We start from the raw sequence: 13,060 nt of genomic DNA on the forward strand, positions 1-13,060 counted from the left end.
GACTGGCTTCGACCCTCTCGTGTGTCCCTCACCGCGTTCGCATCGCTCGCAGACCTGACGTTCAGTCTGTACCCCGACTTCTCGTGGCTCTCGTCGCTCGTCGAGACGGCCACCGGCTGGGTCGGGCTGGTCATCATCTTCGCCTACTCGTTTCTCATCGCCTTCGCCCTCCCGGGCGTGAGCGAAATCGTCCTCGCCGCGCCGCTCGACCTCGGGCTCCCCTACGGCGCGAAGCTGGCGGTCATCATCCTCGTCAGCGGCGCGGGCAAGGCCGCCGGGAGCGTCTTCGCGTTCCACATCGGCCGCCAGACGCGGGAGTCCGGCTACGTCGAGCGGGCGCTCGAACGGCTTCCCGTGGACGTGATGGGCTGGACCGAGCGCAAGGCCGTCCAAATCGCACAGAACTGGGGGTTCGCCGGGCTCGCGGCCGCGCTCTGCGTGCCGGGCTTCCCCGACACGCTCTCGATTTACGCGTTTTCGGTCCTCGAAGACGACTACCTCAGGTTCGCGGCCGCGACGTTCGTCGGCTCCTGCGGCCGACTCGTCGTGACGGTCATCGGCATCGAGGCCGCGCTGGCGTTCCTCTGAGCGGGTCGAGAGGCGCGCGAGCGCCCCGAACGCCCCGGGCGTCGCCCGAGTAGCCCGACAATTTATACGCGCGCTCGGCGTCAATACCGGTGTGACAGCGACGGGGCTCCCCGACAACATGCGTATGCGCGCTCCCTTTTAGCCGCGGGTGGACCCGCCTCCGGCCGTCGACTCGGTAACGTGAGACGACGGTCGGACCCGGCGAACCTCGGGGCGATATCGCACCGCCAAACAGACGCATCCGAAGCGGCGGGCTTTAGGCCCGCTTCCGAGATACACGACACAGATGAGTCACGAGGACTTCCCCACGGAGAACCCAGCGGTGGTGACGTGTGGACTGCCGTACGCGAACGGCGACCTCCACATCGGTCACCTCAGAACGTACGTCGGCGGCGACATCTACAGTCGCTCGCTACGAACACTCGGCCAGCAGACGGCTTTCGTCAGCGGGTCGGACATGCACGGCACGCCGGTCGCCGTCAACGCCGAGAAGGAGGGCGTCACGCCCGAGGAGTTCGCGCTCCGCCACCACGAGAAGTACGAGGCGACGTTCCCCCGCTTCAACATCGAGTTCGACAACTACGGCCACACCCACGACGAGACGAACACCGAACTGACGCAGGAAATCGTCCGCACGCTCGAAGCCGAGGGCTACGTCTACAAGAAGGAGATTCCGGTCGCCTACGACCCCGACGCGGACCAGTGGCTCCCCGACCGCTTCGTCGAGGGTGCCTGTCCGTACTGCGGCGCGCACGCCCGCGGCGACGAGTGCGACGAGGGCTGTGGTCGTCACCTCGAACCCGGCGAAATCGAAGACCCGACCTCGACGCTCACCGGCAACCCCGCGGAGTACCGCGAGCGCGAGCACAAGTTCTTCGCGGTCTCCGACCTCCAAGACTACCTCCAGGAGTTCATCGACCGCCTCGAAGGCACCGCGAACGCCCGGAACCAGCCCCGCGAGTGGATAGAGGGCGAACTGCAGGACTGGTGTATCACCCGCGACATGGACTGGGGCATCGACTACCCGGGTGACGAGGGCGACGAGTCGGACGGCAGTTCGTCGCCGTCCGACACCTCCGACCTCGTGCTGTACGTCTGGGTCGACGCGCCCATCGAGTACGTCTCCTCCACCAAGCAGTACACGGAGCGCGTCGGACCCGACACGTTCGACTGGGAGGCGGCGTGGAAGGACGCCGGCGACATCGTCCACATCATCGGCCGCGACATCATCCAGCACCACACCGTCTTCTGGCCGGCGATGCTCCGCGGCGCGGGCTACGTCGAGCCGCGCGCGGTCATGGCCTCCGGCTTCATCACGCTCAACGGCAAGGGCTTTTCCACCTCGCGCAACCGCGCCGTCTGGGCCGACGAGTACCTCGACGAGGGCTTCCACCCCGACCTGCTTCGGTACTACCTCGCCACCAACGGCGGGTTCCAGCAGGACGTTGACTTCTCGTGGTCGAAGTTCAAAGACCGCGTGAACAGCGAACTCGTCGGCACGGTCGGCAACTTCCTCTACCGGTCGATGCTCTTCGCGTACCGCAACTTCGAGGGGACGCCGGACACGGAGGTGTCCGAGGAGGTCGAAGCCCGCATCGAGGAGGCCATCGACGACTTCGAGGCCGGCATCAACGACTACTCGGTCCGGCAGTCCGGCAACGCCGCCGTCCGCCTCGCGCAGTTCGGCAACGAGTACATCCAGCGCAACGAGCCGTGGAAGCTCACCGACGAGGACCCCGAGGCCGCGGCGCAGGTCATCCGCGACTGCGTCCAGATTGCGAAGGCCATCGCCGTGCTGTTTTTCCCCGTCGCGCCGGGCAAGATGCAGGCGCTCTGGGAACAGCTCGGCGAGGACGGTTCCGTGACCGACACCCGCGTCGACGCCGCCTTCGAGGCCCCACCGGCGACCTTCGACGAGCCCGAGGCGCTGTTCGAGAAAATCGAAGACGAGCGCGTCGAGGAGCTCAACGAGAAGCTCGAAGCGCGCGTGGCCGAGACGGAATCCGAAAGCGACGAGTCCGACGAGGACGCCGAAGCGGATATGGACGCAGATACCGACTCTGACGCCGACATCGACCTCGAACCCATCGCCGACGACCGCATCAGCTTCGAGGAGTTCCAGGAACTCGACCTGCGCGTGGGCGAAATCGTCGCCGCCGAGGGCATCGACGGCGCGGACAAACTCGCCAAGCTCACCGTCGACATCGGCGTCGAAGAGCGCCAAATCGTCGCCGGAATCAAACAGCTCCACGACCTCGACTCGCTCCCCGGGTCGAAGGTCATCATCGTCGCCAACCTCGAACAGGCCGAACTGTTCGGCGTCGAGTCCAACGGGATGCTGTTGGCCGCGGGCGACGAGGCCGACATCCTGACGACCCATGGCGACGCCGTCCCCGGCACGAAAGTCCAGTAAGCGACCCTTCCGACCCGATACGCGACCGCCTGCGACTGACCGCGGCCGCCAGCGGCCGTCCACAACCCGATTTTTTCGACGCGCTGTGTTCGCCCCACATCGCCCCGTGTCAGACGCGGACCACAGCGCCTAACTGCGCCGCCCCCCGAGCGTCGCCCATGCGAATCGGAAGACGGGAAGCGGTCGGAATCGTCGTCGCGCTCGCGGTGTTCGCGGGCGTCGTCGCCGCGGTCACTGGCGGCGGCGCGGGCACCCTGACCGTCGAACGCGTGGACGACCTCCCGCAGGGACAGGGCGCGGTCGCCTTCGGCAACCTCGACCCCGACCAGCGCGAGACGTTCGCGGAGGCCGTTTCGACCGGCGAGCCGGTGGCGATACCGAACGAGGCGGCGCGAAACGAGTTCGTTGACCCCGGCTACGTCCGGTACGACGGCGGTATCTACCGGACGACTGTCTCCGACTGAGCCGGCGTTCGGCGCTCGAATCCCACGCCGAGACCGGAGCGGCTTTTAACGGTGACACTGGAGCGCCGACCATGCGAGTCAGCGTGTTGCTCGCCGCGGCGCTCGTCCTCTCGACGGGCTGTCTCGGCGGCGGAACCGGGACGGCGAGGCTGAGCGTCACCCGAGTCGACGACCTCCCGCAGGGCGAGGGAGCCGTCTCGTATCAGAACCTCGCGCCGGACCAACAGTCGGCGTTCCGGCAGGCGCTCGGAGGCGAGACCGTGACGCTCCGGAAGAGAACGGACAGAAACGAGTTCCGCGACCCCGGCTACGTCAGATACGACGGAGAAATTTACCAAACAACCATTATAGTTGCGTGAGGTCGAACGAGCGGTCAGTTCGATGGGCGAACTATAGAGGGTACGTATGCGAACCCGTTACTCGGCACCGAGTTTATCATCGGGCTTTTTTACCAGTCACTCGTAGGCGACGCCATGAGAAACGCAAAAATCGTCTGTACGCTCGGTCCCGCGTCGTTCGACCGAGAGACGATTCGCGGGCTCGCCGACGCCGGCATGAGCGTCGCTCGGATGAACGCGAGCCACGGCAACGTCGAACACCGGTCCGACGTCATCGACAGCATCCGCGCCGTCGACGACATGACCGACGAACCGCTCGCGGCCATGCTCGACCTGCAGGGTCCCGAAGTCAGAACCGCCGACATCGACGAGGACATCTACCTCGAAACCGGAAGCGAGGTCCGCTTCTACGAGGGCGACGAGGCCACACCGGAGGCCGTCGGTCTGTCGTACTCCATCACCGCCGCGGAGTCAGGCGACACCATCCTCCTCGACGACGGCCGCATCGAGGCGACCGTCGAGTACGTGGAGGATGACGGGGTCCACGCGACCATCGTCTCCGGCGGGAAGCTCAGTTCGCGCAAGGGCGTGAACGTTCCCGGCGTCAACCTCGACATCGACCTCATCACCGACTCCGACTACGAGAACCTGAAGCTCGCCGCGGAGAAGGAAGTCGACTACGTCGCCGCCTCGTTCATCCGCGACGCGGAGGACGTCTACACCATCAGCGACACCCTCGAAACCCTCGGCGCGGAGATTCCCATCATCGCCAAAATCGAGCGCGCCGGCGCGGTCGAGAACCTCGACGAAATCATCCAGGCGGCCCACGGCGTGATGGTCGCCCGCGGCGACCTCGGCGTCGAGTGCCCCCTCGAAGAGGTGCCCATCATCCAGAAGCGCACCATCCGCAAAGCGCAGGCCGCGGGCGTACCGGTCATCACCGCGACCGAGATGCTCGACTCGATGGTCCGCTCGCGCCGCCCGACCCGCGCGGAGGCGTCCGACGTGGCCAACGCCGTCCTCGACGGCACCGACGCCGTGATGCTCTCCGGCGAGACTGCCGTCGGCGACCACCCCGTCCGCGTCGTCGAGACGATGTCCCGTATCGTCGAGGAAATCGAAGCCAGCCCCGAGTACGACGAGAGCCAAGAACAGCGCGTCCCGACCGCCGACGAGGGCTCCCGAACCGAGGCGCTCGCGCGCTCGGCGCGCTACCTCGCCCGCGACGTGAACGCCGCGGCCGTCGTCGCCGTCTCCGAATCCGGCTACACCGCCCGGAAGACCGCGAAGTTCCGCCCCGGCGTCCCCGTCGTCGCCGTCACGCCGAACGACCGGACGCGCCGCCAACTCGCCGTCTCGTGGGGCGTCTCGGCGCAGTACGCCGACTACAGCCCGAGCGTCGAGGGCGTCATGGACGACGCCGTCACCGCCGCGCTCGACGCCGGCGTCGCGGAGTCCGGCGACACCATCGTCGTCCTCTCCGGCATGATGACGGAGCTCGAAGGGACGAACACGACGAACATGCTCAAGGTCCACGTCGCCGCCGAGCCCGTCGCCACGGGCCGGAAAATCGTCGGCGGCCGCGTCGCCGGCCCGCTCTACCGCACCGAGGACGGCGACCTCACGGACGTCCCCGAGGGCGCGATTCTCGCGCTGTCGGCCGAGTTCGACGGCGAGTTCGACGGCGAGGCCGACAAGCTCGCCGGCATCGTCGACGCCCGCGCGGGCATGACCGGCTACCCGGCGCTCGTCGCGCGCGAGCTCGACATCCCGATGGTGTCGGGCGCGCCACTCCCGAAGACCATCGCGCAGGGCGCGACCGTCACGCTCCACGCCGAGCGCGGCATCGTCTACGAGGGCGACGTCATCAACCACGACCGCGACAGCCGGTAGGAGTGCGGTAGCCCTTTCCCGCCGCGACGCCTACGCACGAATCGATGTCCCGCGCACCCTCTCCCGAGGCCGACGACGACCGCGACGGCGACGCCGACGGCGAGTGGCGCTTCGGCGTCGACGACGTCGGTCCCGACGGCATCATCGACGACCAAGCCGAGGTCGAACGGCTCCCCATCGAACCCGAATCGCCCCGGGCCGAGAACGTCGCGTTCGTCCTGCTCGGCGTCCTGCTCGCGGTCGGGCTCATCGCCGTCACCGTGTTCCCGGGCGCGTTCTGAGCGACCCGCCGGACGCCGACCGCGACTCGTCGCGAACGCCGAGTGCGGCCGCTGTCCCGCCTCCGACTTTCCGTTTTGATAATCGGGACTGTTGATTTATGTGACCCCAAGGGAAACCACCGCCAACCACCCGACCGGGACGAGCGAAGTGAGCTACACAGCGCACCCTCCGCGTCGGTCGCCGCGTCGATTCTTCCCGCGGCGACTCGGGTTCCGACGCCGACGGTCCCGCGCCGGGACGGACGCGACCGCGGCGACGGCCTCCCTCCCGGTCATCGTGCGGCCACCAAAACCGGCCGCCGCCGGGACGAACACCGAGACGACAAGATGACACACGACCGACGACCCGGACACGACCGACGACCCGCCCCACCCGAGCCGGAGGGACGCGAGCAGTGACGAGACTCGTCGAACTCGACCCGGCGAAGTTCGTCCGGTTCCTCGCGGACCGCTGGACCCAGCGGAACTGGCAGACGAACGTCCAGCCCCGCGGCGAGGGGAGATACCTCGTACAGGGCCAGCGCGGCGACGGCACGAAGGGACTCATGCTCGCGCTCCCGGCCGTCGAGATGACAGTCGAGAAACAGCACGTCAAGGGCTTCGTCGCGCACGCGAAAAAGCGCGATATCGACACCGTCGTCGTCGCCACCCAAGGCGAGTTCGCCGACGGCGTCCGCGGATTCGCCACGAACCACGACGTGACGCTTCTCGACCGCGACGAACTCGGCCGGACCGTCGCCGACGAGGGCCTCGAACAGACCGTCAAGCAGTACACCGACGGCGAGGTGTTCGAGACGGCGGAAGTCGAGTTCGGCCTGCCGTTCGACCTGCCCGAACCGGTGGAAGAAGCGCTCGCGTCGCTCCCGTTAGCCGCCGCGCGCGAACGGCTCGCCGGACTCGTCGGTGACCGCGGCGGCGACGGCGGAGGCGGAAGCGGCGGCGGAAGTAGCGGTGACGGCGACGGGGGAGGCCGAAGTAGCGGTGACGACGACGGAAGCGGCGGCTGGAAATCCGTTGGGGACACGCTCCACGACAGACTCCCGTCGTCGGTCGGCGACCTGAAATCGGGGTCGCCGCCGAGCGTCCGCGTCGTCGTGGTCGCCGTGCTGTTGCTCGTGCTCGCGCTCGGCTTCGTTGCCGTGGTCGGACCGGTAGTTGACGGACTCGGCGGACCGACCGGCGACGGCGGCGGAGACGAAGGCGGCGTCGCCGTCTCCGCGCTCTCCAGTGCGAGCGTCGACTCGGCCGACGTGGTCGCCCGGTGGAACGCCCGGACCGCCGACACGCTTCAGGTGGGCAATCGAACGTACGCCGCGCCGGAGGGAGAGCGGTTCGTCGTCATCGGGCTCAACGCCACGGCCGCGGGCGACGCGCCGGGGTCGCTCCCGGAGTCGGCGCTCGCGTTCGAGACCGACGGCGTCAGCTACGGCTACCAACCGCTGTCGAACGCGACCGGCTTCCGCAACGGCGGGCTGTTCGCCCCCGACGAGCGAGCGCACGTCTGGACCGTCTTCTCCGTGCCGACGAACGCGACCACCGGGACCGTCTTCGTCCGGCCGACGAACGGGGACACCGTGGCGTTCGTCCACGACCGTTCGGTCTCGACCGATCCGAACGGCGACGACTGAGCGCGGAGCGACCACCCCTCGCAGAACCCGCGCCGCGTTCGACCCTCAATCCTTAATCGGGCGACGGCCCTAGACCCGGTATGGCATACCCGCCGCTCCCGTTACAGACCGGTCTCGTCAGTCCCGAGACGCTCCCGCTTTTGCTCGTGCTCGCGGGGCTCGGCCTGTCGCTCGCGGAGGCCATCGCCCCCGGCGCGCACTTCGTCGTCCTCGGCGTCGCCCTCCTCGCGGCGGGGCTGGTCGGCCTCTTCATCGCGCCGCTCGCAGGCCCGATAGCCCTCGGCCTGCTCGTGTTGGTCTTCGGTGCGCTCGCGCTCTACGGCTACCGGGAGCTCGACATCTACGGCGGGAAGGGGGAAGGAAAGACGAGCGATTCGGACGCGCTGACGGGCAAGATGGGGCGCGTCACGGAGCGCGTCACGCCGACCAGCGGCGAGGTCAAACTCGACGAGGGCGGGTTCAACCCCTACTACGCCGCCCGGTCTGTCCGCGGGGAGTTGGAGGTCGGAAGCGAGGTCATCGTCGTCGACCCCGGCGGCGGCAACGTCGTGACCGTCGAGGGAGTCGGCCCCGGCGAGGACGAAATCGACCGCGAACTCGCCCGCGAGCGGGCGCGACGACGACGCGAGGAGTCCGCGGAGCGAGACGAAGAACTCGAACGGGAGGGCACGGAAGGCGTCTGACCGGCGGCCGCCGCGCGCGGTCGGCGCTCGGTTCGGGTCGACTGCGTCCCCATCGCCGCCGAAATCGTCCGACGTGACGGTCGGACCACACGAATACTTATCATTCTGCCAACCCAAAGCGGGCTTATGGACCTACTTGCCCTCCAGGCGGGGCTGGGTATCGGAGGCGTCGTCGCCGGCCTCCTCGTGCTCGTCCTCGCCATCGTGACGGTGTATCAGATGGTCGAAATCGTGGACGCCTACGAGAAGAAGGCGCTCACGGTGTTCGGGGAGTTCCGACGGCTCCTCGAACCGGGTATCAACTTCATCCCGCCGTTCGTCTCTCGGACCTACGCGTTCGATATGCGGACCCAGACGCTCGACGTGCCCCGGCAGGAAGCGATTACGCGCGACAACTCGCCGGTCACCGCCGACGCGGTCGTCTACATCAAGGTGATGGACGCCAAGAAGGCGTTCCTCGAAGTCGACGACTACAAGCGCGCCGTCTCCAACCTCGCCCAGACGACCCTCCGGGCCGTCCTCGGCGACATGGAACTCGACGACACGCTCAACAAGCGCCAGGAAATCAACGCGCGCATCCGCAAGGAGCTCGACGAGCCGACCGACGAGTGGGGCGTCCGCGTGGAGTCCGTCGAGGTCCGCGAGGTCAACCCCAGCGCCGACGTCCAGCAGGCGATGGAACAGCAGACCTCCGCCGAGCGCCGCCGCCGCGCCATGATTCTCGAAGCGCAGGGTGAGCGTCGCTCCGCCGTCGAACAGGCGGAGGGTGAAAAGCAGTCGAACATCATCCGCGCGCAGGGCGAAAAGCAGTCGCAGATTCTCGAAGCGCAGGGTGACGCCATCTCGACGGTCCTCCGCGCGAAGTCCGCCGAGTCGATGGGCGAGCGCGCCATCATCGACAAGGGCATGGAGACGCTCGAACGCATCGGACAGGGCGAGTCGACGACGTTCGTCCTCCCGCAGGAACTCACCTCGCTCGTGGGTCGCTACGGCAAACAGCTCACCGGCTCCGACGTACAGGACATGGAGGGGCTGTCGAGCAAGCAGTTCGACGAGGAGACCCGCGAACTCATCGGCCTCGACGACATCGAGGAGATTCTCGGGCAGATAGACCAGGCCGCCGAGATGGACGTCGAACAGCTCGAACAGGAGGCGGAGGCCATCAAGGCCGGCGCGGAGGTCAACGACATCAAGTCGCCCGACGAGATCATCGCCGAGGCCGACGAGGACGAACAACCAATCAAGTCGTCCGACGAGGTCGTCGCCGAAAACGAGGGCGCAGACGGCGCGGCCGACGAATCGGCGGACGCGGCCTCCGCGGGCAACGGCCAACCGACCACCGATGCCGCCAACGAGGGCGACGGCGACGACGACGACGAAAGCGAGATGTCCTTCGAGAAGGACCTCGAATAGTCGCATCGACCGACCGTCCGGGATTTGGACGGGTGTGAATGCCGAAGCCCTTTTCTTCGCGCCGTCTCGTATGTGGTGGTAGATGTCGAATCGCCGGGTAGACGAAGACAAGCGCGCGACGCTCCGCCGGTTCGCCGCGCTCGGGGCCGCCACGCCGCTCGTGGGCCTCGGAGGCGGCGACGACGGCGACGACGACTCGTCGGGGTCGAGCGACGCGCGGGACGCCATCGTCGGCTACGTCGCGTCCACGCCCGGCGCGCACTTCTCGAAGGTCCGCGACGACCTCCAGTTGGGGACCGGCGAGACGCAGTACCACCTCCGGAACCTCGTCGACGACGACACGCTCGAGGTGCGCCGCGACGGCGACTACAAGCGGTTTTTCCCCGCGAGTCGGTTCTCGGAGTTCGAGCAGGTCGCCCTCGGCTATCTGCGCCGCGACACGCCGCGCGGGATGCTCGTCCACCTGCTTCGGGACCCCGACGCGACGGGGAGCGAACTCGCCGACAGACTGGGCGTCTCGCGGGCGACGGTGAGCACCTACGCGAAGGAACTCGACGCCGTGGGCCTCCTCTCGCGGGAGGACGGCTACGCGGTCCGCAACCCCGAGACGGTCATCACGCTCCTGATTCGCTACGCCGACTCCTTCGGCTCCGACGCCGCGGCGTTCGCCGACGACGCGGCCGAACTCATTCGGTTCGACCCCTGACCGGGGCGAGAGTCGGGGAGTCGGTGACGGCGCTTCTCCGTCGGTTCGGAACACTCAGCGGCGGCGCTGAGACGCGAGAAAACCCGAAAAGCGGGATGGAACGACGTGGGGGGGGGAGACGACGGCGTTCCGGGCGGGGTGGCGCGAGGGAGGGCGCGCCGGGGTGCACGCCGGGGACGGGGACGGCGTGCGGCGGGGCCGGAGTGAAGCGTCAGCGGGGACTCAGACGGTCACCTTCCAGGTCGTGCCGGAGGAGTAGCCCCACTTCTCGACGGTCACGTCGAAGTCGCCGTCGAGGATGGGGCGCATGTTCGCGCCGACCTCCTTCGCCGAGAGGTCGAGGTCGTCGGCGATGAGGCGGGACTTGAAGTACGTCTTCGCGCCGGCGTTCGAGCGGAGGTAGTCGAGGATGCGGCGCTGTTTCTCCGAGAGGCTGGGTTTGGTGTCGAGGGCATCGCCCTCGACCGCGGCGGCGGAGGCGGTCGTGCTCATACCTACACAGAGAGACGAGACGCCTATCAGGGGTTTGGTACGGGAGCTTAACACGGCGCTGTCTTGCGGTTTTTGCCAAAAACGAGCCGTCGGGGCGGTCCCACCGCGCCGTCGCAGGTACAGTCGCCTAACACCCACGCGACGCGGACACATCAACGGGGAGACAGTCGGGGGTGACCGGCAAGCCGCCGAACGCCCGAGCGTTCCGAACTGTCCGTCTAAGCGGAGCGTAACGACTCCAAGACAGAAAATTCATACGCGGATAGCGGCCATACGACCACAATGGGTCGCCCGACAGAACGACGCCCGGCCGCCGCGACCGCGGCCGGCGTCGAAGTGAGCGTCGTCCTCCCCGCCTACAACGAGGCGCGGACCATCGAGAACACGGTCCGCGTCACCGTCGAGACGCTCGAATCGTTCCTCCCCGCCGACGCCTTCGAGGTCATCGTGGCCGAAGACGGCTGTGACGACGAGACGCCGGAGATAGCCGACCGACTGGCCGCCGAGGACGACCGGATTCGCCACTACCACAGCGACGCCCGCCTCGGCCGCGGCGGCGCGCTCGAACGCGCCTTCGAGGCCGCCGCCGGCGACACGCTCGTCTACTTCGACACGGACCTCGCGACGGACATGCGCCACCTCGAAGAGCTGGTCGAGCGCGTCCGCTCCGGCGAGTACGACGCCGCCACCGGGTCGCGCTGGATGCCCGACCGCGTCGCCGACCGCCCGCGGAAACGCGGCGTACCGAGTCGCGCCTACAACGGGCTCGTCCGGCTGTTCCTCCGCTCGGACCTCCGCGACCACCAGTGCGGCTTCAAGGCCTTCAGCCGCGAGACGTTCGAGGCGCTCCGCGACGACGTGGAAGACGACCACTGGTTCTGGGACACGGAGATGCTCGTCCGCGCACAGCGCGCGGGCTTTCGAGTCGCCGAGTTCCCCGTCGACTGGGAGCCGAAAGGCGACACGAAAGTCGACCTCGTCCGCGACATCCTCGGGATGGGTAGCCAGATTCTCCGGACGTGGTGGCAACTCACGGTCCGGCCGCGCATCACCCGCCGGGTGACCGTCGCCGCCGGCCTGCTTTTGACCGTCTTCGCGCTCGCGCTGATGACGCTGTACATCGACCCCTCGGAGGTCATTTCGGTGCTCGGCGACGCCGACCCCGCGCTCGTCGCGGCCGCCGCGGTAATCTACGTCGTCTCGTGGCCGCTCCGGGGGATTCGCTACCGCGACATCCTCGGCGAGCTCGGCTACCGCGAGAAGGCGAGTTTCCTCACGGGGGCGATATTCATCAGTCAGACTGGGAACCTCGTGTTCCCCGCCCGCGCGGGCGACGCCGTGCGCGCCTACGTCGTGAAGGCGCGCCGGAACATCCCGTACCCCTCGGGCTTCGCGTCGCTCGCGGTCGAGCGCGTCTTCGACCTGCTCACCATCGCGGGGCTCGCTGGCGTCGTCCTCGTCGGCCTCGCGGCGACCGGCGGCCTCGACGACATCGCCACAGTGCTCGCGACCGGTGTGAGCGGCGGCTCGGTCGACGTGTCGGCCGGCGACGTGCGCACCGTCGCCTCCGTCGCCACCGGCGTCGGCGTCGTCGCCATCCTCGGCGTCCTCGGCATCGCGCTGTCGGCCCGCGCCGACCGGAACGTCGTCCGGGCGTTCGTCGGCCGGTTCTCGTCGGACTCCTACGTCGAACTCGTCGCGGGCGTCATCGAGCAGTTCGTCTCCGACCTCCAGGCGGTCGCCGGCAACCGCGCCGCCTTCGGCCGCGTCGGGCTGACGAGCCTCGCCATCTGGACCGTCGACGTGGTGACCGCGGTCGTCGTCCTGCTCGCGCTCGGCGTCGACATCGACCCGGTCGTCCTCGTCGGCGTCTCGTTTTTCGCCGTGAGCGTCGGCAACCTCGCGAAGGTGCTTCCCCTCTCGCCCGGCGGCGTCGGCCTCTACGAAATCGCGTTCACGGTGTTCATGGCCGCGCTCGCGCCGGTCACGCCCGCCGCCGCGCTCGCCGCGGCGGTCCTCGACCACGCCGTCAAAAACGGCGTCACCGTCGTCGGCGGCGTCGCCTCGATGCTGTCGCTCAACGTCTCGTTGACGACCGCGGTCGAAGAGAGCGCGGACGTGCGCGACCGCGACCGCGAACTCGCCGAGTCCGAGTGAGCGA

General features: G+C 68.3%; 12 protein-coding genes. 11 read left to right on the forward strand and 1 reads right to left on the reverse strand.

What is annotated here, in order from left to right:
• Window positions 1-21 precede the first annotated feature (21 nt).
• The 10 genes from ACFQI8_RS05610 (at window position 22) to ACFQI8_RS05655 (ending at window position 10,407) form a co-directional block, all read left to right on the forward strand.
• Entirely contained in the window at window positions 22-588 is a 567-nt protein-coding gene (locus tag ACFQI8_RS05610; RefSeq protein WP_390243297.1) for a YqaA family protein, read from the forward strand.
• Between the two features lie 286 nt (window positions 589-874).
• Entirely contained in the window at window positions 875-3,001 is a 2,127-nt protein-coding gene (gene metG, locus ACFQI8_RS05615) for a methionine--tRNA ligase (protein ID WP_390243299.1), read from the forward strand.
• A 158-nt stretch (window positions 3,002-3,159) separates the two neighbouring features.
• Window positions 3,160-3,465, forward strand: a complete 306-nt coding sequence (locus ACFQI8_RS05620) for a DUF7979 domain-containing protein (RefSeq protein ID WP_390243300.1) — start codon at window positions 3,160-3,162, stop codon at window positions 3,463-3,465.
• Between the two features lie 71 nt (window positions 3,466-3,536).
• Window positions 3,537-3,824 carry a DUF7979 domain-containing protein gene (locus tag ACFQI8_RS05625; RefSeq protein WP_390243302.1) on the forward strand — a complete coding sequence of 96 codons (288 nt, stop codon included), beginning with the start codon at window positions 3,537-3,539 and terminating at the stop codon, window positions 3,822-3,824.
• Between the two features lie 114 nt (window positions 3,825-3,938).
• Window positions 3,939-5,696: a pyruvate kinase gene (gene pyk, locus ACFQI8_RS05630; RefSeq protein ID WP_390243303.1), complete on the forward strand. Its 1,758-nt coding sequence runs from the start codon at window positions 3,939-3,941 to the stop codon at window positions 5,694-5,696.
• Window positions 5,697-5,740: 44 nt separating this feature from the next.
• On the forward strand, window positions 5,741-5,977 hold the full coding sequence (locus ACFQI8_RS05635; protein WP_390243304.1) for a DUF7312 domain-containing protein: 237 nt from the start codon (window positions 5,741-5,743) through the stop codon (window positions 5,975-5,977).
• 395 nt (window positions 5,978-6,372) lie between these two features.
• Complete coding sequence (locus ACFQI8_RS05640) at window positions 6,373-7,605, forward strand: restriction endonuclease (protein WP_390243305.1); 1,233 nt, start codon at window positions 6,373-6,375, stop codon at window positions 7,603-7,605.
• 80 nt (window positions 7,606-7,685) lie between these two features.
• Window positions 7,686-8,288, forward strand: a complete 603-nt coding sequence (locus tag ACFQI8_RS05645) for an NfeD family protein (protein WP_390243306.1) — start codon at window positions 7,686-7,688, stop codon at window positions 8,286-8,288.
• 126 nt (window positions 8,289-8,414) lie between these two features.
• Complete coding sequence (locus tag ACFQI8_RS05650) at window positions 8,415-9,701, forward strand: SPFH domain-containing protein (RefSeq protein WP_390243307.1); 1,287 nt, start codon at window positions 8,415-8,417, stop codon at window positions 9,699-9,701.
• An 82-nt stretch (window positions 9,702-9,783) separates the two neighbouring features.
• On the forward strand, window positions 9,784-10,407 hold the full coding sequence (locus ACFQI8_RS05655; RefSeq protein WP_390243308.1) for a winged helix-turn-helix transcriptional regulator: 624 nt from the start codon (window positions 9,784-9,786) through the stop codon (window positions 10,405-10,407).
• A gap of 222 nt (window positions 10,408-10,629) precedes the next feature.
• Here ACFQI8_RS05655 and ACFQI8_RS05660 read toward each other — a convergent pair whose 3' ends face one another.
• Window positions 10,630-10,899 carry a DUF7123 family protein gene (locus ACFQI8_RS05660; protein ID WP_390243309.1) on the reverse strand — a complete coding sequence of 90 codons (270 nt, stop codon included), beginning with the start codon at window positions 10,897-10,899 and terminating at the stop codon, window positions 10,630-10,632.
• A 282-nt stretch (window positions 10,900-11,181) separates the two neighbouring features.
• Between ACFQI8_RS05660 and aglD the strand changes: the two genes are divergently transcribed.
• Window positions 11,182-13,056: a flippase domain-containing glycosyltransferase AglD gene (aglD, locus tag ACFQI8_RS05665; protein WP_390243310.1), complete on the forward strand. Its 1,875-nt coding sequence runs from the start codon at window positions 11,182-11,184 to the stop codon at window positions 13,054-13,056.
• The last annotated feature ends 4 nt before the right edge of the window (window positions 13,057-13,060 follow it).

The organism is Haloferax chudinovii (assembly GCF_042663345.1).
In the GTDB taxonomy this organism is placed as follows: domain Archaea; phylum Halobacteriota; class Halobacteria; order Halobacteriales; family Haloferacaceae; genus Haloferax; species Haloferax chudinovii.

Bases quoted from the DNA above. Each gene is read 5' to 3' on its own strand.
- metG (WP_390243299.1), top strand. From the start codon at position 875: ATGAGTCACGAGGACTTCCCCACGGAGAACCCAGCGGTGGTGACGTGT.
- ACFQI8_RS05620 (WP_390243300.1), top strand. From the start codon at position 3,160: ATGCGAATCGGAAGACGGGAAGCGGTCGGAATCGTCGTCGCGCTCGCG.
- ACFQI8_RS05625 (WP_390243302.1), top strand. From the start codon at position 3,537: ATGCGAGTCAGCGTGTTGCTCGCCGCGGCGCTCGTCCTCTCGACGGGC.
- pyk (WP_390243303.1), top strand. From the start codon at position 3,939: ATGAGAAACGCAAAAATCGTCTGTACGCTCGGTCCCGCGTCGTTCGAC.
- ACFQI8_RS05635 (WP_390243304.1), top strand. From the start codon at position 5,741: ATGTCCCGCGCACCCTCTCCCGAGGCCGACGACGACCGCGACGGCGAC.
- ACFQI8_RS05645 (WP_390243306.1), top strand. From the start codon at position 7,686: ATGGCATACCCGCCGCTCCCGTTACAGACCGGTCTCGTCAGTCCCGAG.
- ACFQI8_RS05650 (WP_390243307.1), top strand. From the start codon at position 8,415: ATGGACCTACTTGCCCTCCAGGCGGGGCTGGGTATCGGAGGCGTCGTC.
- ACFQI8_RS05655 (WP_390243308.1), top strand. From the start codon at position 9,784: ATGTCGAATCGCCGGGTAGACGAAGACAAGCGCGCGACGCTCCGCCGG.
- ACFQI8_RS05660 (WP_390243309.1), bottom strand. From the start codon at position 10,899: ATGAGCACGACCGCCTCCGCCGCCGCGGTCGAGGGCGATGCCCTCGAC.
- aglD (WP_390243310.1), top strand. From the start codon at position 11,182: ATGGGTCGCCCGACAGAACGACGCCCGGCCGCCGCGACCGCGGCCGGC.